Here is a 17,899-nt window from a genome sequence, read left to right on the forward strand (position 1 = left end):
AAATTTCCCCACCTGATATGTTGCAGAAGAAATACGTTCTCTGTTGAATTGCGATCGCCAACTGGTAAGACATTGCCAACTTTCTTAAATTTTTCTAAATTCAGTTAGTTAAACTCTCAGATTTTCTTTATAAATATTTTAGATTCCTGAACCTGCGTTAAAATAAAACTGTTGCTAATTTTGTCTCCTAGCTTGGATAGCCTTTTCCTTGAAAAAAGCAAAGGCTTGACAACCTGAGGTCAGACAAGAACTAGCACATAGCAAGCGCCTAGTCGCCGCTTAGGGGAGTGCCCTGTCCACTCTTCTTGTGAGGATAATTTGTAAAATCCACGACTTCCTCTAAAGAGAGCATGGGTTACTTAGAAGATTCTTTTTACGACCTTCGACAGTCTATTGTTGGCAGTGGGATTCAACTCTCCCAGAGTAGTCGGCCACTTGTTTTGGCAGTCGATGATGATGAAGATAACTTGTTGTTGATGGCTTATGCTTTAGAGCAACCAAACTGTACACTGCTTGCAGCTAAAGATGGTAAAAGCGCTCTTTCCCTGGCACAAACCTATCAACCTAACTTGATATTGCTCGATATTCTTTTGCCGGATTTGAGCGGGATCGAAGTCGTTTCTCAATTGCGACAAGACCCCAGAACTGCAAAAATTCCAGTGATTGCAGTGACGGCATTCGCAAAACCAGAAGACCGAGAGCGTCTGATCGTTGCGGGCTGTAATGACTATATCTGTAAGCCTTATCTCTTGGAAGATCTAGAAGCCTTAATCCAGCCTTATCTGAGTTCAGCATTGATTATCTCTTGACTTTTGAAATAGTCTCAGGATTGCTAACCTCTGGGGTTCCTCCCAAAATTACGATCATGCCGGAGCGACCCGTTATCAACGCCGCATTAATTAACAAGTCCAGAACTGGCACCCCTAGTACTGTTTCTATCAATGCCTTAAGTTGTGGCTCTATCGCTTTTTCCAAATCCGACCGCACTTGTTCCGCTAATGCCACTTGACCATTGCTTGCTAGAAGTTGCTCTGGTGCCGTAATTGCGCCCTCAAGAACTACTGCTAGCTTCTCATCAAAAAGCTGACAGGTGACCTTACTCGGTTGATGCCCCAACTGGTCACGGTAAAGCGATTGGAGACGCTGTGAGAGAAGGCGTTCTAACTGACCACGCGTCAACTTTCTTTTTTGCTGCTCCATAGTTGGGAAAGTATATAAATAAAAGTATCTTAAGGTATATTTGAATAAATATTTAGTAATTTATTAATCTCTACTGCTGCCACAGGTTAAGGAAGGTCAAGGGTTATAAGAATTTTTGTTAAGTCATTGTAAGGGATAAATCAGGAGGGATAGGTCTAAATAAACTCCCCGTAGGCTTTTTTTCACTATTTACTCGCTATGTAACTCAAAAAAGCCTCAATTTGGCAATATTTCACCACTTATGTCTAAATATCTGGTCTTTTTGGCTATTTATGATTATGATAAAGTCCAACCCTATACAGATGTTCTTCATCAAAATCTCATAAAGATCATCTGTTGATCAACTTGATCCTACGTGAGCCAGTCTGTGTCAAGCGCCTGCTAGCCGCTTGGGGAGTGCTCTGTCCACTCTGTTATGGAAGATTGCCTCAGGAACTAAATAATTTCCTTGGAGCTAATAGTGGATAAAGAACCTTCGCACCTGCCCAACAAGCAGTCTGCGGATTATAGACCGTTGGTTTTGGCAGTAGATGACAATGAAGACAATTTAGCGCTGATTGCGGTTGTACTGGAGTTATTTGGTTGTGCTTTCCTCACAGCTATGAATGCTCAAACGGCTCTCGATTTGGCTGCAAATAATGAGCTGAACTTGATTTTGATGGATATGATGCTCCCCGACATGAGCGGAATGGAGGTTGTTAGCCATCTCAAAGCTAATCCGCAAACGGCAGAAGTCCCTGTTATTGCAATCACAGCCTTAGCAAGAGCAGAAGATAAAGAGCAAATGATTGCTGCTGGTTGTGTAGACTACATCAGCAAGCCTTACGTTATTGAGGAGCTAGAAGAGCTTTTGGCAAAGTATCTACATTGAAGTCAGAGTGCTGAGTCCTAAGTCCTGAGTCCTGAGTCCTGAGTCCTGAGCGGGAAGAAAGTATAAAGGGTGAAGTATGAAGGATGAAATAGACGATTGGAGTAATGGCTAATCGTCATCAATTTTTCTCTCCCCTGCTCCCCTGCTCCCTCGCTCCCCTGCACCCCTGCACCCCTGCACCCCTGCTCCCCCGCTCCTCATCTCCCCTACTCCTCATCCCCTGCCCTCATAGTGGGATAGATTAAAATTTTGTAGGTGTCAGGACGCGGAGCGATCGCTTGTTCAACTGCCTCAGCTAAATGTTTAAGGGAATAGCGATCGCTAATTAAAGCATTGACATCAATCCGCTGATTGAAGACAATATCCGCCGCTAGAGACTGGAGGCGGTAAGAGGAACTGTAGCTACCCATCAAATCAATTTCCCGGCGGTACAGGATGTTGGGGTTGAGCGGAATTTCCACCTCATCGGGAAATTCAGCAAAGAAGAGAATTTTGCCGCCTTTGCGCGTGCAGTCTAGTGCTTGAAAAAATGCCTTCTGACTCGGAACGGCTAAGAGAGTTGTATCAACTCCCATCCCATTCGTTAACGCCTGAATCTTGGCAGGTAAATCCGAGTCTCGTGCATCAAATGCGGCTTCTGCACCGACGCTCAATGCTTTTTCTAGGCGGGAAGGAAGTAAATCAGTAGCGATCGCTCTCGCCCCAAAATACCTCACCAGCATAATAAACATCAGCCCAATTGGGCCTGCCCCAGTAATTAAAATCGTCTCCCCCGGCGCAACAGCGGCTTTCTTCACTGCCTTCAAGCAGCAGCTTGTCGGTTCCACAAAACTTGCTTGCTCAAAACTAACGCTCTCAGGGATGGGAATTAACCCCCCATTTTGTACAATATGCCCTGGCACCTTCACATACTCGGCAAAGCCGCCACCACTAGGCGTAAACCCTGCGGTTGTCGTGATGTTCTTGTAAACCTCACACATTGAGAAGTTGTCATTGAGGCAGTAGGTACAACGCATACAGGGGACGTGATGCATCACCACCACCCGTTGCCCAACCTCCCATCCCTGAACCGCCTCTCCCGCTGCCGCAATTACCCCTGCTGTCTCATGCCCAAAAATGCGCGGTGCTTCGTAGAGGGGATAGCGAATCTTTTTAATATCTGATTGGCACAAGCCGACAACTTGCACCTGCACCAGCACCTCATCCGGTTGCAGTTCCGGGACTGGTAGCTCTTCGTAACTAAGCTGATTAACGCCTCGAAATACTTGTGCTTTCATGCTGATTGCCCAACGCTCGACGTAACTAGGTTTAGCACCTTTGGGCAGCGTCAGCCATCAGCTTTGATGATTACCTTCTATTCTGCGTCGCCTATTGCCTGTCTAGTCAGAGTATCTTCAGGCTTGCTTCTAGTAGAGGAGGACTAAAGTCCTCCTTAAGTCCAGACTTTCAGTCTCTACCAAACCTCTGTACTTTCAGTGGAGAGTGGTTTAGTAGTTTAATTGCTAACCTCCCTTAATGGAGTCAGTTAGGGTATTAACCACAGATCCATCAGGTAATAAAATCATTTCCTGATCATCAAGCTTAAAGCGCCGTGCAACCGCTAATCTGCTTCTTAACTCAAAAGACGGCTTCCAAAAGTATCCAGGAATAATCTCAAACCTTCTTCCTGGAAAAACTTCTTCTAACCGCTCCTGTACTTCCTGATCACTAAATATTTGAAGAACATCAGGAAGACTAGAGACTTCAATTAGAGTATTTGTCTCGTATTCAATTGCAGCGTAGATAAAGTCTTGAAATTCTCTTGTTTTAGTAGCATCAAGTGGAACAATTGTGTAATTAGAAGCACCATCTAATCCCTCAACATGAACAGGGACAAGTATTGGTGCTCCACCCCCCTCAATTGTAATTTGTTCCACGTTTTCAAAACCTTGAAGTCGCAGGTTTTCAATAGCAATTTCCTCTGAGCTAGCTCCATCTGGAAAACCACCACCTGGAATCATAATTTCATTCGCATTAGTAACTAAAAGCTCTTGACTAGTAGGCTTAGTTAATACAACATACTGATCCTTCCATCGACTACCTACCATGTTAGGTAAAAACTTGGTTTTTTGAAACTCCGTGACACTTATATAACTAAAATCTGGAGATGTTTTCCAAGGATCGCGAATGAAAAGACCTACGACATCTTGCTTTCCGCTTGGTTCTCTATTAAAGCGAATGCCGTCAATAACAACCCAGTGTTTCCCTCCATCAACAAGAGCAATACATGGAATTTTCAGAAAATCAATTGTATAACTAATTATATCTAATGCTTTTTGAAAGTTGGTTGATGGAGTTGCAATATCATCTACATCTCTATTGAGCATATCAGGTAAAACGTTACTAATATACTTACCTAATCCCTCCGGATCTGAGTACCATTTGCCTGCCTCTACATTAAGTCTTTGAATTTCCTCAAAAGCAACTTGTTGTGGAGAGGAAATAGAAAAGCTAGGGAGGGATAAAAACATTTGAGCACAGGCAGGACCACAATAGTATGATCTTTGTTGAATAAACCTTGAGACTGATAACCGAGTATCCTTAAACATATTCTTCTTAGAAAGAGTCACTCAAAGTAAATATTCTAGCTGCTCGCCAAATAGCTGTTTATTGCTCCGGCGTAGTAGCTATTATCCTTCCTAATGTATCTACGCAAAACTGAACTTGATACTTAATTGATTCACATGGAGGCTTAGTTGTCTCCATAAACATACGTGGATGGGAACATCCTCCCATACATAAAGGCAGTACCTTACAGCCTCTGCAGGATGGGTATGCTAATGGAGAAAACTCATCCCAATCCCTAGATACTTTTGAGCTTATTGCAGCTTCTGCGAGATCGTGAACGTTTCCTATTGATTCAGCAGGTGAACCAGCACTATGCCAGCATCGACTCACGTATCCCTCTGGGTCGATAACAAACATACTGCCAAGAGTTGCTGAACAAAAATGTGATTTGGGTACTAATTTCTGCACAACTCTTTGTAATGCTTCAGGGTGATTCAGGAAGAAATTATGTTCAAAGCGGGCATAATCTGAGCGGCTAAGGGTAGCACAAGCTGGAACTTCTGAGCTTGTAGAACTACATGAGTTACAACCAGTGGCTCCACAGGTATTCTCTGTCTGTTTTGGTGAATCAATGCCTACTTGAAACTCATTTTGATGATTATGAATCCGTGCAATGTAGTAATTATCTTTAAAGCCGTTTTGGCTTAAAACTTCAACAATTTTGGAAACATCATTAGAGTTTTCAGTAGAGACGTTAACTCGGATTCTAATATCTAAATATTTTCGAGCTTCAATTAAATTTTTGAGAATTAAAGAGGGATGACCTGCCACATCAAGTACGCCTCGTTTTTTGCTATTTTTAAAAATTAACGCATCAAAAGAAACTTGCGCTTGCTTTACTCCAGCATTTGCGAGTTCTTTAGCTGTCTTTGGAGTAAGGAGAATCGCGTTTGTTACAATATCTATATAGATTTCTAGCCCACGCTCATCAGCCATAGATTTAATTTGATGGGACATATCAAGCACAGTTTTCTTTGCAATTAAAGGTTCACCTCCAAACCAAGTACAGGTAATTTTTTTATACGCTGCCATAGCTGATCGAATGAAAATAAGAGTAGATTGTTGAGTTTCCAAAGACATACTCTTACCGTCTTCATGGCCTCCTTGAAAACAGTAGTCACAGGAGAAGTTACATAGCATTGTTGGTAGTATTGTGAAATTTAAAGTCTCTTTCTTGTCCTTGACTTTGTTGAATTTAGACAATATCTGTTCAACTTCATTTCCGTTATGCAAGAAACCCATATTCGTGAGTTCACAAAGATTAGTCTCACCAATATCAGATGCTGTAATAGCTTTATCTTTATCTTCTTGCAGAATCCTTCCTGTTTCTTCTGAAAGAAGAGCAAGAACTCCAGTTCGAGCGTTATAACCTACTAGACCTTCTTCACGTTTAACAAAGTAGTTATAGTTTGATTTTTGAAAAAGATTAGAATTCATATTTTTCTCATAAGTAGTTTTTAGCATAGAAAGTAAGTCTCTCCTTACTACAACAGCAAACAATATTTACTAGAGAACCTTGTTAAGCTACTTTCTAGATAAGCCTATACTTGGTTCTAACAGCAAAGATTAATTAGTATGGAGAGACTAACTCTAAACAAGTAGGTTCTTGAAAACCACTTCTTCTAATTAAATTGAATGATACAAGAATTGCCACCGCCTCCAAGAGGGGATTCTGCAATAACCTCAATCCTTGTAATTTTTGTGCCATCAGGAAGGGGTTCTTCAAGCTTCGCTACTAGTACTGCATCTTCCCCAAGCGTGACAAGTTTTACTACATCACTAATGTTCTGAGAACTAGAGGATGAACCTTGTGGTGTTTCCGAAGTCATATTGTTACCTATGGCTCTGTTAAATTTATATTGCAATAGCGATTTTACTTACCTTAGGAGATAATTATGCGTATTATTACCTTTTGAATAAAAAAAGTAATATTTGTTTAGGGTTATTAATCAATTGAAATACTTCGATACTGCGGCTAGTAATGCGAAATGTAGGTTAAATTATTCATTCTCGTAAAATCCTGCTTCCTCGCTCAACTGTATTAACTCATCCAGTAGTTGACTACGCTTAGTATCCCGTTGCTGCTTGTATTCCATCACATCCTGAAAACGAACACGACGATGCGTGCCCACTTTGGTGTAGGGGATTTCTCCTTGCTTTAACAACTTAATCAAATAAGGTCGCGAGACATTCAGCAAGTCAGCCGCCTCCTGTGTCGTCATTTCCTGTTCATCAGGAACTATAGATATAGCCTGACCTAATGCCATAGCATGTACGACTTGACGCAGCACTTGATATATCGGTTCAGGAATACGAATGGCTTCTCCGTTAGCTGCTACTAGTTGTGCCTGCGGTTGTTCAAGTAGACGCTCCAGTTGCTTAATAGAGTGCGCTTCTTGTTTTTGAGCAATGACTGACTCTACAGGCATATTTTTCCTAAGTATTGTGGTTTTCATAAATGTATATGTTGCTTAGAGGAGTCTTTTGCGTAGTGTAGCTATGTGTTGATGTGGCTATATGTCTACAATAATAGACTACATGCCATTAAACGCAATATCCGAAACAAGGACAAAATACATCATCTTTACCTTATGTAGAGCCAGTTAAAAGTTTGTTCGTTGACTAATGTTTGATTCGCGACAACGGGCAAATAAGCTCAACTGTAGGACAAGCTTGTTAGATGCCCGTATGATGTCCTCAATCGCGTCAGGTTGAGTTGAGGCATGGTTCATCAAACACTTACAGCCGATGTTTTAGTTGTTGGGGGTGGCACAGGGGGAACGGCGGCAGCGATTCAAGCCGCGCGTCGAGGAGTTCAGACGGTTTTAGTGAGTGAGTTTTCTTGGTTGGGGGGAATGCTCACCTCGGCGGGGGTTTGCGCTCCCGATGGCAATGAACTCGCCGCCTTTCAGACGGGGTTGTGGGGAGCATTTTTGCAGGAGTTACGGTCTCGGCAACCGGAAGGCTTAAATCATAGCTGGGTCAGCATGTTTACCTATGACCCTCGCGTTGCGGCTCAACTCTTTACAGACTGGGTGCAAGCCCTACCTAATCTCAAATGGATTGCCAAACGAGTGCCAATAGAGGTTTTCAAAGCAGGGAACCGGATTACAGGGGTGCGCTTTAGCGACTTCACCGTCAATGCTCAGATTACTCTGGATGCAACAGAATTGGGAGATTTACTAGCCCTGGCAGAAGTCCCCTATCGTTGGGGCTGGGAGTTGCAATCGGAGTTTGGAGAACCTAGCGCCCCCGTGGCTCACAACGAGCTGACAAGGCAATATCCCGTGCAAGCCCCTACTTGGGTGGCGATGATGCAGGATTTTGGCGAGGGCGGCGAAGCACCAGAAATTCCTACTCCCCCCCAAGAGAACCCCAACCAGTTTATAGGGGCTTGGGAAAACTACATCGGGGACGGGGAGCGATTTGTTAATTATGGACGCTTGCCAGGGGGTTTATTGATGATCAACTGGCCGATTAAGGGCAATGATTATGGTGAAGATTTAGGGCGCTTAGTTGTGTCTGAGGCATCGCGCCAGGAGTTTCTCCAAGAAGCTCTTTGGCACACTCAAAGCTTTGTCCGTTTCATTCAAACTCATTTCGGTCGTCGCTACGGTTTAGCAGAAAACATCTTTCCTTCACCTTTGAGTCCGAACTCCCCAGGAGGAGGTGCTTATGCTCTACATCCTTACTACCGGGAAAGCCGACGCCTGCGCGGACTAACGACCCTCCGAGAACAGGATATTTTGCCAATGGCTGGAGGAAAAGTCGCCGCTTTGCCTCGGGATGCAGGGGGACAAGTTACAGCAGTAGCCCTCGGCAACTATGCTAATGACCATCACTATCCAGGTGTCGATTTCCTGCTAGCCCCAAAGTCAATTCGCTGGGGAGGACGCTGGACGGGAACACCATTTACTATTCCCTATGGGTGTTTGGTGCCAGAGTCAACTGAGGGACTTTTGGCATGCGATAAGAATATTTCTGTCTCTCATATTGCTAATGGTTCCACGCGGTTACAACCGGTGGTGATGAATATTGGTCAAGCAGCGGGAATGGCAGCAGCCCTGTGCGTTCAACTCGGCTGTCAACCCCAAGATTTACCCGTAGGACGCCTGCAGGAGTCGTTGCTAAAAGACAAAGTTGCCCCCAGTATTGCTCCTTTGTTCAACCTACCCTCCCAGCACCCAGACTGGCTGCACTGGCAACGTTACTACCTAGATAATCCAGACGCCTATCCTAGCAGTGGCAACTGCCCTGCGGCTTTTGTCTTTTCAAGCTTAAAACAGCCGCTGGCTGATGAGTTTAGCGGCGTTTTTCATTACCATGACACCCAAACCTACACCATTACCCTTTCTAAACCCACTTCCCACGCGGGTCAAATCTGGAAGCTCATTACTCTGCAACCTGAGGTAGACCAACAGCTACTGACTTACACGGAGGGGCAATCTCTTATTCTCTGGGGATATCTGAACAAACCGGGGGGTTGGTTAGTGGTGGAAAAGGTTATTTGTCATGTAGTAGAAACCGGGAATTAGCTATTAACAATTACTCATGAACAAACTTAAATTAACCTTCTGACAAAGTTTATCCTGACGCCATAGTAGGAACTCCGTATCAGGGAGTTAGAAGCCCTGACACGGAAATCTGCTATGCGTACTTACACTTCTATCTTCTTGTTGAGCATACTATCAATTTCGCTTTCTGTTGATGCTAAATTGATAAATTTTCGCTCAACTGGACGACAAACATCGACAATTGTTCCTCAGTTACTAAGCAAAATCATCGTACCCAGCAATCCTCAACCTTCTCCTCATCGGGGAAGCGATCGCCGAGAATTTCGTCAATCACAAGCAACTTCTGTAAGTAATCTGATTTGCCATCGTGGTAGTGGACGCCGGGAGTTCTGTGTCTCCTAAATCATTTTGCTTCCTAAATGTGAAGTTTGTTAAACATTTCAATTTCCTCTGTTTTTAACGGTAACAGGGGAAATTTTATGGTTTTCGATTTACCTTTTTTTTTCTATAATTAGAGAGAATTATTTAGTTCTTGCTTTAGGGTGCTACTCGTTGAGCGTGTGTGCTGCTTTGTGATTAAACTCACGGCTCAGGTAAAACAGTGAGTCTTTCATTAAGTAACAAAATTTCTGTACCATGCGATTTAACCGCCCCTAACATGAGCAACAATCTCGATCTGATCAAGCGCCTCAGTCCTAGTTCGATGGATCAGATCATGTTATATCTGGCTTTCAGTGCCATGCGTACTGGAGGACATCGACACGGAGCCTTTCTAGATGCAGCGGCAACAGCAGCAAAGTGTGCCATTTACATAACTTATCTAGAACAAGGTCAAAACACCCGCATGACCGGGCATTTGCATCATATTGAGCCTAAGCGGGTGAAAGTAATTGTCGAAGAAGTCCGGCAAGCATTGACAGAAGGAAAATTGCTCAAGATGCTGGGTTCTCAAGAACCTCGTTACTTGATTCAGTTCCCCTACGTGTGGCTGGAAAAATATCCCTGGCAACCGGGGCGATCGCGTATTGCCAGTATTAGCCTCACCTCCGAGGAAAAGCGCCAGATAGAAAAAAAACTGCCAGAGAATTTACCCGATGTCCAACTGGTAAATTCATTTCAGTTCATAGAGTTGATCGAATTTCTTCACGCTCGCTCTCAGGAAGACTTGCCAGAAGAGCGGCGAACGCCCTTGAGTGAGGCATTAGCCGAACACATTAAGCGGCGCTTGCTGTATTCAGGTACGGTAACGCGTATCGATCATCCTTGGGGCTTGCCATTCTACGCCCTTACCCGCGCCTCTTACTCTCCCGCCGCTGATGAAGAACGCACCTACATCATGATCGAGGATACCGCTCGGTACTTCCGACTAATGGGAAACTGGGCAGATCGACAGCCAAAAGTGATGCGGGTATTGGAGGAGTTGGATATTCCGTCAGAAAATATTGAGCAAGCCCTACAAGAACTCGATCATCTGATCCGTGATTGGGCAGACAAATATCATTGCTCTAATGGAGAGCCTGTAGTTCTACAAATGGTTTTTGGCCCCCAAGAGGTATAAGTGCGGGGGAGATGGGGCAAACCCATAACCTCCTTTACTTCATTCCAAAACTCCTTTAGAGCTGGGAATCATTCCAGCCCGACGGGGATCGATTTCCACCGCCATGCGGACGGCTCGTGCAAAGGCTTTGAAAGTTGCTTCGATGATGTGATGGGAGTTGATGCCATCTAGTTGACGGATATGCAGCGTCATGCGGCTATGATTGACCACGGCGACAAAGAATTCCCGCACAAGTTGGGTGTCGTAGGTACCAACACGCTGGGTGGGGATGTCTAAGCCGTAACTCAGGTGTGGGCGTCCGGAAAAGTCCAGAGTTACTTGCACGAGGGCTTCATCTAGAGGGGCAAAAAAGTGACCAAAACGGACAATCCCTTTGCGATCGCCTAAAGCTTCCCTGAAAGCTTCACCAAGAGCGATCGCCACATCTTCGTTCGTATGGTGGTCGTCAATTTCTAAATCTCCTTTTGCCCATACATCCAGATCGATCGATCCGTGGGAGGCGATTTGGTGGAGCATGTGATCGAGAAATGGCACACCCGTCGCAGCAGAGCAAGTGCCCGTCCCATCTAGGTTGATGCTCACCTTGACATCAGTTTCCTTAGTGGTGCGGTTAACAGAAGCGCTACGGGCTGATGGCAGGTCGCGATGGGGAAGGGAGCGATCCGTAGAAATCCCGTTAGGGTTATTGCTGGTTTGCATGGCAGACTCGGCTAACTAGGTATGAGAGGAATGAAGTGATTTTTTGATGAATTTGGCAGTAATGGTTCAATAGGAGAGATATTTTGCCAAAACATCTCTACCTTGTATTTTTCCCTTTCTTTACATCCCCATGATTTCGTAACCGGCATCAACGTAGAGAATTTGACCTGTGATCCCGCTTGCCAAGTCACTGCACAAGAATGTAGCCGCGTTGCCGACTTCGGTTTGAGTCACAGTCCGCCGCAGAGGGGCAACTTCTTCTACATGATGAATCATATCGAGGATGCCCCCTACCGCTGAGGAGGCGAGGGTGCGGATTGGCCCGGCGGAGATCGCATTAACGCGAATATTGTTTGGGCCCAATTCTGAGGCGAGGTAACGAACGCTCATTTCCAGTCCGGCTTTGGCAATTCCCATAACGTTATAATTGGGAGTAACTTTCACGCCACCGAGGTAGGTCATGGTGACGATACTGCCACCTTCGGTCATTAAAGGTTTGGCGGCACCTACCAATCGCGTCAGCGAGTACGTGCTGACATCCAATGTCAGGGCAAAGCCTTGCCGCGAAGTTTGACTAAATTCACCAGATAAGTCGTCTTTATTGGCAAAGGCAAGGCAATGAATCAGGATATCGAGCTTGCCCCATTCCTTGGCAACTGTGTCGAACGCCGCCTCGATGTCGGCATCCTCTTGAACATTGCAGGGGACAAAGATACTAGGTTGCAGTGGTTCTACCAGTTCTCTAACTTTCTTCTCGTAGCGACCTCTTTCATCAGGTAGATAGGTAATGCCGAGGTTTGCTCCTGCTTTATGGAGTTGTTGGGCAATCCCCCAGGCAATCGAACGATTGTTAGCAATACCAGTGACAAGTGCGTTTTTTCCAGTCAGATCGAGCATAGTATTTTAATTTTAGAGGTAATTTGGAGGGTGAGGTGAAAGGGGAAATTGCCCTTGTCGCCCGGTGTATTTTAACTCCCAAAGGCTCTGTCTCAATGTGAAGGATTAGACGAAGAGCTGGCGTTTTAAGTCATTATGTATCAATCTGTACAAAAAACTCTTCCAGACTCAGATTAAGTAGTCTTTGATACACTCAGTGTTTTGCAGGGCTGGTCGGTAAGTTTCACTTCTTGACCAGCCATGAATGATAACTAGTCGTGCTTGTCATTGGTGAGGGTTATAAGTATGGTGGTAACGCAAGATAGACCGCTGGCAGCCGTGTTTCGTCAACTGGGTGGGGGATCGTTTCCTCCAGTTGTTGAAACCTTTGAGCGAGGCAAAACCATATTTTTCCCCGGCGATCCAGCAGAACGGGTTTACTTTTTAATGAAAGGAGCGGTGAAGCTTTCCAGGGTTTATGAAGCTGGGGAAGAAATCACTGTGGCACTGCTGAGGGAAAATAGCGTTTTTGGAGTCTTGTCACTGATTACTGGGCATCGCTCCGATCGCTTTTACCATGCAGTGGCATTTACGCCTGTGGAGTTGCTGTCTGCTCCGATCGATCAAGTTGAGCAATCTCTGAAGGATAATCCTGACTTGTCGATGTTACTGTTGCGGGGGCTTTCGTCTCGCATTCTGCAAACGGAGATGATGATTGAAACTCTGGCGCACCGGGATATGGGTTCGCGCTTGGTCAGTTTTCTATTGATTCTCTGCCGGGACTTTGGGATACCGGGTTCGGAAGGAATTACGATCGATCTGAAGCTGTCTCACCAGGCGATCGCGGAAGCGATTGGCTCTACCCGTGTGACTGTAACGCGGTTGCTGGGAGATCTCCGCACCGAAAACATGATCTCCATTCACAAAAAGAAGATTACAGTGCATAATCCTGTTGCTCTCAGCCAACAATTTACCTAAAAATCCCGGCACTAGAAGAGAAATCCGCTCCATTTACGCCCTTCGCCAATTACAGTAAAAGAAGAATTTAGACAATTAAACCCCTTGACAGAGAAAAAGCACATAACGCCCGATTGCCATGAGATAGGCTGTATCTGGGTGAACTAGGCGCATGCGATGACCAGCGGTTACATCCTAATTGCGGCGATTTTGGTGTTGGGGGGCTTACTCGCAACGCTGGGCGATCGTTTGGGCACGCGAGTCGGTAAAGCGCGTCTGAGTTTATTTAATCTCCGTCCCCGCAATACAGCCGTTGTGGTAACGATTGTGACGGGTAGTTTAATTTCTGCTTCGACGTTGGGCATTTTATTTGCTACCAGCAAGTCCCTGCGACAAGGAATCTTTGAACTGGATGAAATTCAGAAAAGACTGAGAATTGCCCGTAGCGACTTGACAACAGTTAATACTCAAAAACAGCAGATTGAACAGGAACTTGCTGAAGCGCGAGCTGAGCAACTTGAGGCGCAACGTCGGCTGAATACCATTAATGAATCCTTAAAGGAGGCTCGTGCTGAACAAGCCCAAACAGCCGCACAACTTCAGAGGACGGAACGCCAACTGACCAATGTTTCTGAGCAACGGGCAGCCTTGAGGTCAGAAATTGAGGCGTTGTTAGAAGAACGGAAAGAACTGATTCGACAGCGGGATCAAGTTAGAGCGGAAATTGCCCAACTAAACGCAGAAAATCAGCAACTCAAAGGGCAAAACGAGCAACTTAAAGGGCAAAATGAGCAACTTAAAGACCTGGTAGCCCAGCGCGACCAAGAAATTGCCAAGCGTAATCAGACGATTACAGAACGCAATCAAGTTATAGCCCAACGGGAAGCTCGTCTGCGGGAACTTGAACAAGAATTTGAAGTGGCGATCGCTCAACGGGAAGCTCGCCTGCAAGAACTTGAAGAATTCCTGCTCCAACAAGAAACTCTACTGGCACAACAAAATAACCAACTTGATACTTTAAACAAACAGCAAACTTATTTACAACAGGAAGTAAAAGTTCTAGAGCAGTATTTTCAAAACTATCAAGTGCTGCGTCAGGGCAATGTGGCGATTGTTCGCGGTCGCGTGTTGGCATCAGGGGTAGTGAGGATTACCGATCCCGCTGCGGCTAGGTCTGCTGTCGATCAACTACTGCGAGAAGCTAATCGGACAACCGCTCAGATTACTCGCACTGGGACGGACACAGGTAATGATCAGATTGTGCAAATTACCCAAGCTCAAGTGGAGCAGCTTGTTGAACAAATTAACGACGGTCGAGACTATGTGGTGCGAATTATTTCCGCCGCCAACTATGTAGAGGGTGAAAGACCGATCCAAGTGTTTGCAGATGCAGCAGTCAATCAAGTCGTCTTCCAGCCCGGTGATGTCCTTGCTGCTATTTCTGCTGATTCTTCAACAATGAGTGATAGGGAAGTGCGGACACGGCTCGATCAGTTACTGGCAGCTTCCGAGTTCCGTGCCCGTCGCGCGGGTATACTAGGCGAAATCCAAATTGAAGATGGTCGAGTGGCAACCATGATCAACTTCATCGACCAGCTCAATCAGTACGACAAACCTGTAGATGTGAAAGCGGTAGCTGTAGAACCAACGGCTACCGCTGGGCCGTTGAAAGTGCGGCTGGTTGTTATACAAGATGGGCAAGTTATTTTTAGTACTTGAAAGTAGCGATCAACATGATTTTGGGATTTGATCCAGGGCGCGATAAATGTGGGGTGGCAGTCATGGAACGCAATCGACAGTTGCATTACCATCAGGTTGTTGTTTCCGAGCAGGCGATCGCAACCATTGGGTCTCTGTTGCAGCGCTTTACGATTGAGCGGCTAGTGATGGGGGATCAAACCACTGCCAAGCATTGGAAAAAGCAAATCGAAATGGCCGTCTCAACGTCACTTCCCATTGTCTTAGTTGATGAGCGCTACAGCAGTTTAGAGGCACGCGATCGCTATTGGCAAATGCACCCCCCCAAAGGTTTGGCACGCCTCATCCCCCAAGGAATGCGCCAACCCCCCCGCCCGATTGATGACATTGTCGCCATCCTCCTGATCGAGCGCTACTTAGTTTTAGGGAGTCCTGAGTGCTGAGTCCTGAGTCCTGAGTAGGAAGAAAGGGGGAAGTATAAAGGATGAAGGGTGAAGTATAAAGGGTGAAGGATGAAGGGTGAAGTATGAAGGGTGTGAAGGATGAATAGGGTTGGTTATTTTCTCCGCTGCTCCCCTGCTCCCCTGCTCCGCTGCTCCCCTGCTCCGCTGCTCCCCTGCTCCCCTGCGCCCCTGCTCCGCTGCTCCCCCGCTCCCCTGCGCCCCTGCACCCCCGCTCCCCTGCTCCTCTGCTCCCTGCACCTACTCAGCAACTCCTCAAAGCTCTGCTCGGATAGTGAAGGCGTAATCTCCACCGGGTTCTAGCTGATAATCGTAACGCTCTAAAAATCGACCGAGGGGTTCTTGAATCAATGCTCGTCCTAGGGAAGGTCTAACTGATAACTGACCTTGTCGAAAACACCAGTAAAACTGCCATTCATATTCCGCTGCTCGGACTTCTCCCTCAATTTTGCCCTGTTGCCAGGACTGATGAGTAATCCTGACATAAGCAGTAGTTTCCGGCAGATGTTTAGCACTCACAATTGAAAAATTATTATCTGATTTAAGGGTATAGAGTAACAAACGGATTGTGTTCTGTGTAGCTTACTAGAGATAGAGCAATGAAATCGGAAGGATGAACTTCTTGGGGATCTTTCTCTTCCTCATCCTGGATCAAGATGTCGATTGCCTTAGCAATGGCTAGGATCAGTGTAGTGTACCCATCATTAATGCTGTCTTCATCGGCAGTCGGTATCTATAGCGCCAGCAATCAATAGGAGGTGCATTTCTTGGCTAATTCGTCCCCTAACACTGACTTTTTAAATTCCAGTGAACCAGACCAGGATTTGGACAATGCGATCTGGAGTTTTGAAGAAATTCAGGGAGAACTGAATTTCAAACAGGCACAAAAGGCTTTACGAGAGTTGGTCACCAATCTTGACCTCACCCCCAGAGAGCGAGCGGGTTTGGAGTCGGAAATTGGCGACCTTACTACCATGCTGGACAAGCTAGAACGTACTTGCGTGCAAATTGCTGCCTTTGGCATGGTGGGACGTGGGAAATCATCAATCCTCAACGCCCTCTTAGGTCAGCAAGTCTTTGAGACAGGGGCACTACATGGGGTGACTCGCCACCGCAACGAAGCGAACTGGCAGGTGGAGACGAGCGATCGCCCTAAGGAAATGGCGGCGGAGCGCGTATCTATCGAGGAAACCGGAGCAGAGGGCGATCGCCAGGTTTTGAAAGTCGCCTTGCCGAGCATTGGCAATTCCCAAATTCAGCTAATCGATACACCGGGAATTGATGAAGTTAAAGGGGAGACGCGAGAAGCCTTGGCACGGCAAGTGGCAAAACAAGCCGACTTGATTTTGTTCATCATCGCGGGTGATATGACCAAAGTGGAGTACGAGGCGCTCTCCCAATTGCGAGAGGTTGGCAAACCGATGTTGCTGGTATTCAACAAAATTGACCAGTATCCGGAGGCTGACCGCACGGCAATTTATCACAAAATTCGTGATGACCGGGTGCGGCAGTTACTTAAACCCTCGGAAATTGTCATGGTTGCGGCTTCGCCTTTGGTGGCGGAGGCGGTGCGCCGTCCTGATGGCAGTATTGGAGTCCGACGTTATCTAGGACATCCGCAAGTTCAGGAACTGAAGCTAAAGATTTTGGAGATTTTGCACCGGGAAGGGAAGTCACTTGTTGCCTTAAATACGATGCTATATGCCGATGAGGTGAATGAGCAACTGGTGCAGCGAAAAATGACGATTCGGGAAGAAAGTGCCAACCAAATCATCTGGAAAGGGGTGATGACAAAGGCAGTCGCGATCGCTCTTAATCCTGTAACGGTGGCTGATATCCTGACAGGGGCAATCATTGATGTAGCCATGATTCTCACCTTATCGCGTCTCTACGGAATCCCGATGACCCAGCAAGGTGCGGTAGGGTTGTTGCAAAAAATCGCTATCAGTATGTGCGGTATTAGTGCCAGTGAGGTGTTAGCAACCCTAGGTTTAGGTTCTCTCAAAAGTCTTTTAGGTCTTTGGGCTCCAGCAACGGGTGGGATATCCCTTGCACCTTATCTATCGGTAGCCGCAACCCAGGCAGCCGTTACGGGCGTCTCTTCCTATGCCATTGGGCAAGTGACGAAGATTTATCTAGAAAATGGCGCATCCTGGGGGCCAGATGGGCCAAAAGCAGTGGTGACGAACATTCTTTCCTCCCTGGATGAAGCGTCGATTATTAGCCGTATCAAAACAGAACTCAATGCCAAGCTGGGAGAACCAGGGCGTCGCCGTCAAATAGTGGATTAAGCTGCCGTAGCTCTAACTTCATAGCCAGACCAGCTAGGTTATGGGTGCGACAGCTTAATTATTGCCAAAAAAAGAGATTGGCTTTTCAACCAATCTCACACCTGAAAATTGTCTTCGTTGGATTAATGAATTAAGGGTAGAGTGCTTTTTGTTTGGTGTTCCTGCTC

18 protein-coding genes are annotated in these 17,899 nt (G+C 46.0%); 9 read left to right on the forward strand and 9 right to left on the reverse strand.

The window, feature by feature from the left end; translation table 11 throughout:
- Window positions 1-350: 350 nt before the first annotated feature.
- Window positions 351-809 (forward strand): response regulator, encoded by a 459-nt coding sequence (locus tag AC5JR3_RS04355; protein ID WP_495843397.1) that lies wholly within the window; start codon window positions 351-353, stop codon window positions 807-809.
- Here AC5JR3_RS04355 and AC5JR3_RS04360 read toward each other — a convergent pair.
- Window positions 799-1,200, reverse strand: a complete 402-nt coding sequence (locus AC5JR3_RS04360; RefSeq protein ID WP_495843399.1) for a Na-translocating system protein MpsC family protein — start codon at window positions 1,198-1,200, stop codon at window positions 799-801. The genes AC5JR3_RS04355 and AC5JR3_RS04360 overlap by 11 nt on opposite strands.
- Window positions 1,201-1,660: 460 nt before the next feature.
- Here AC5JR3_RS04360 and AC5JR3_RS04365 point away from each other — a divergent pair, with 460 nt between their 5' ends.
- Window positions 1,661-2,071, forward strand: a complete 411-nt coding sequence (locus AC5JR3_RS04365) for a response regulator (protein WP_495843401.1) — start codon at window positions 1,661-1,663, stop codon at window positions 2,069-2,071.
- A gap of 206 nt (window positions 2,072-2,277) precedes the next feature.
- Here the strand turns inward: AC5JR3_RS04365 and AC5JR3_RS04370 are convergent, their stop codons facing one another.
- From AC5JR3_RS04370 to AC5JR3_RS04390, 5 genes are all read right to left on the reverse strand, one after another.
- Entirely contained in the window at window positions 2,278-3,348 is a 1,071-nt protein-coding gene (locus AC5JR3_RS04370) for a zinc-dependent dehydrogenase (RefSeq protein WP_495843402.1), read from the reverse strand.
- A gap of 225 nt (window positions 3,349-3,573) precedes the next feature.
- A complete protein-coding gene (locus AC5JR3_RS04375; protein ID WP_495843404.1) occupies window positions 3,574-4,659 on the reverse strand; it encodes a C39 family peptidase in 1,086 nt (361 codons plus the stop codon).
- Between the two features lie 58 nt (window positions 4,660-4,717).
- The gene (locus tag AC5JR3_RS04380; RefSeq protein ID WP_495843406.1) at window positions 4,718-6,142 is read right to left on the reverse strand and encodes an SPASM domain-containing protein; all 1,425 of its coding nucleotides are present in this window, start codon (window positions 6,140-6,142) and stop codon (window positions 4,718-4,720) included.
- 158 nt (window positions 6,143-6,300) lie between these two features.
- Window positions 6,301-6,507 carry a hypothetical protein gene (locus AC5JR3_RS04385; protein WP_495843408.1) on the reverse strand — a complete coding sequence of 69 codons (207 nt, stop codon included), beginning with the start codon at window positions 6,505-6,507 and terminating at the stop codon, window positions 6,301-6,303.
- 171 nt (window positions 6,508-6,678) lie between these two features.
- Entirely contained in the window at window positions 6,679-7,134 is a 456-nt protein-coding gene (locus AC5JR3_RS04390) for a helix-turn-helix domain-containing protein (RefSeq protein ID WP_495843409.1), read from the reverse strand.
- 267 nt (window positions 7,135-7,401) lie between these two features.
- Between AC5JR3_RS04390 and AC5JR3_RS04395 the strand changes: the two genes are divergently transcribed.
- The 3 genes from AC5JR3_RS04395 to hetR all read left to right on the forward strand — a co-directional run bounded on the left by AC5JR3_RS04395 (window position 7,402) and on the right by hetR (window position 10,750).
- The gene (locus AC5JR3_RS04395) at window positions 7,402-9,213 is read left to right on the forward strand and encodes an FAD-dependent oxidoreductase (RefSeq protein WP_495843412.1); all 1,812 of its coding nucleotides are present in this window, start codon (window positions 7,402-7,404) and stop codon (window positions 9,211-9,213) included.
- A 114-nt stretch (window positions 9,214-9,327) separates the two neighbouring features.
- Entirely contained in the window at window positions 9,328-9,594 is a 267-nt protein-coding gene (gene patX, locus AC5JR3_RS04400; protein WP_495843413.1) for a heterocyst-inhibiting protein PatX, read from the forward strand.
- A gap of 256 nt (window positions 9,595-9,850) precedes the next feature.
- Window positions 9,851-10,750, forward strand: a complete 900-nt coding sequence (hetR, locus tag AC5JR3_RS04405; RefSeq protein ID WP_495843415.1) for a heterocyst differentiation master regulator HetR — start codon at window positions 9,851-9,853, stop codon at window positions 10,748-10,750.
- Window positions 10,751-10,789: 39 nt separating this feature from the next.
- Here the strand turns inward: hetR and hisB are convergent, their stop codons facing one another.
- Entirely contained in the window at window positions 10,790-11,449 is a 660-nt protein-coding gene (gene hisB, locus AC5JR3_RS04410; protein WP_495843418.1) for an imidazoleglycerol-phosphate dehydratase HisB, read from the reverse strand.
- A 120-nt stretch (window positions 11,450-11,569) separates the two neighbouring features.
- Window positions 11,570-12,346, reverse strand: a complete 777-nt coding sequence (gene fabI / locus AC5JR3_RS04415) for an enoyl-ACP reductase FabI (protein ID WP_495843421.1) — start codon at window positions 12,344-12,346, stop codon at window positions 11,570-11,572.
- A 285-nt stretch (window positions 12,347-12,631) separates the two neighbouring features.
- Here fabI and ntcA point away from each other — a divergent pair, with 285 nt between their 5' ends.
- The 3 genes from ntcA to AC5JR3_RS04430 all read left to right on the forward strand — a co-directional run bounded on the left by ntcA (window position 12,632) and on the right by AC5JR3_RS04430 (window position 15,423).
- Entirely contained in the window at window positions 12,632-13,303 is a 672-nt protein-coding gene (gene ntcA, locus AC5JR3_RS04420; RefSeq protein ID WP_495843423.1) for a global nitrogen regulator NtcA, read from the forward strand.
- A gap of 156 nt (window positions 13,304-13,459) precedes the next feature.
- On the forward strand, window positions 13,460-15,001 hold the full coding sequence (locus AC5JR3_RS04425; protein ID WP_495843424.1) for a DUF3084 domain-containing protein: 1,542 nt from the start codon (window positions 13,460-13,462) through the stop codon (window positions 14,999-15,001).
- Between the two features lie 14 nt (window positions 15,002-15,015).
- Complete coding sequence (locus AC5JR3_RS04430) at window positions 15,016-15,423, forward strand: pre-16S rRNA-processing nuclease YqgF (protein WP_495843426.1); 408 nt, start codon at window positions 15,016-15,018, stop codon at window positions 15,421-15,423.
- A gap of 273 nt (window positions 15,424-15,696) precedes the next feature.
- On the opposite strand, the gene AC5JR3_RS04435 is transcribed toward AC5JR3_RS04430, so the two are convergent.
- Entirely contained in the window at window positions 15,697-15,960 is a 264-nt protein-coding gene (locus tag AC5JR3_RS04435) for a DUF3146 family protein (protein WP_495843428.1), read from the reverse strand.
- A gap of 248 nt (window positions 15,961-16,208) precedes the next feature.
- On the opposite strand from AC5JR3_RS04435, the gene AC5JR3_RS04440 reads away from it, so the two are divergent.
- Window positions 16,209-17,732 carry a GTP-binding protein gene (locus AC5JR3_RS04440; protein ID WP_495843430.1) on the forward strand — a complete coding sequence of 508 codons (1,524 nt, stop codon included), beginning with the start codon at window positions 16,209-16,211 and terminating at the stop codon, window positions 17,730-17,732.
- Window positions 17,733-17,899 lie beyond the last annotated feature (167 nt).

It is taken from the genome of Kastovskya adunca (assembly GCF_059505785.1).

Coding starts and splice junctions, on each gene's coding strand:
- AC5JR3_RS04395 (WP_495843412.1), top strand. CDS start 7,402: ATGGTTCATCAAACACTTACAGCCGATGTTTTAGTTGTTGGGGGTGGC.
- AC5JR3_RS04390 (WP_495843409.1), bottom strand. CDS start 7,134: ATGAAAACCACAATACTTAGGAAAAATATGCCTGTAGAGTCAGTCATT.
- hisB (WP_495843418.1), bottom strand. CDS start 11,449: ATGCAAACCAGCAATAACCCTAACGGGATTTCTACGGATCGCTCCCTT.
- AC5JR3_RS04370 (WP_495843402.1), bottom strand. CDS start 3,348: ATGAAAGCACAAGTATTTCGAGGCGTTAATCAGCTTAGTTACGAAGAG.
- fabI (WP_495843421.1), bottom strand. CDS start 12,346: ATGCTCGATCTGACTGGAAAAAACGCACTTGTCACTGGTATTGCTAAC.
- ntcA (WP_495843423.1), top strand. CDS start 12,632: ATGGTGGTAACGCAAGATAGACCGCTGGCAGCCGTGTTTCGTCAACTG.
- AC5JR3_RS04385 (WP_495843408.1), bottom strand. CDS start 6,507: ATGACTTCGGAAACACCACAAGGTTCATCCTCTAGTTCTCAGAACATT.
- AC5JR3_RS04425 (WP_495843424.1), top strand. CDS start 13,460: ATGACCAGCGGTTACATCCTAATTGCGGCGATTTTGGTGTTGGGGGGC.
- AC5JR3_RS04430 (WP_495843426.1), top strand. CDS start 15,016: ATGATTTTGGGATTTGATCCAGGGCGCGATAAATGTGGGGTGGCAGTC.
- AC5JR3_RS04355 (WP_495843397.1), top strand. CDS start 351: ATGGGTTACTTAGAAGATTCTTTTTACGACCTTCGACAGTCTATTGTT.
- patX (WP_495843413.1), top strand. CDS start 9,328: ATGCGTACTTACACTTCTATCTTCTTGTTGAGCATACTATCAATTTCG.
- AC5JR3_RS04380 (WP_495843406.1), bottom strand. CDS start 6,142: ATGCTAAAAACTACTTATGAGAAAAATATGAATTCTAATCTTTTTCAA.
- AC5JR3_RS04360 (WP_495843399.1), bottom strand. CDS start 1,200: ATGGAGCAGCAAAAAAGAAAGTTGACGCGTGGTCAGTTAGAACGCCTT.
- hetR (WP_495843415.1), top strand. CDS start 9,851: ATGAGCAACAATCTCGATCTGATCAAGCGCCTCAGTCCTAGTTCGATG.
- AC5JR3_RS04375 (WP_495843404.1), bottom strand. CDS start 4,659: ATGTTTAAGGATACTCGGTTATCAGTCTCAAGGTTTATTCAACAAAGA.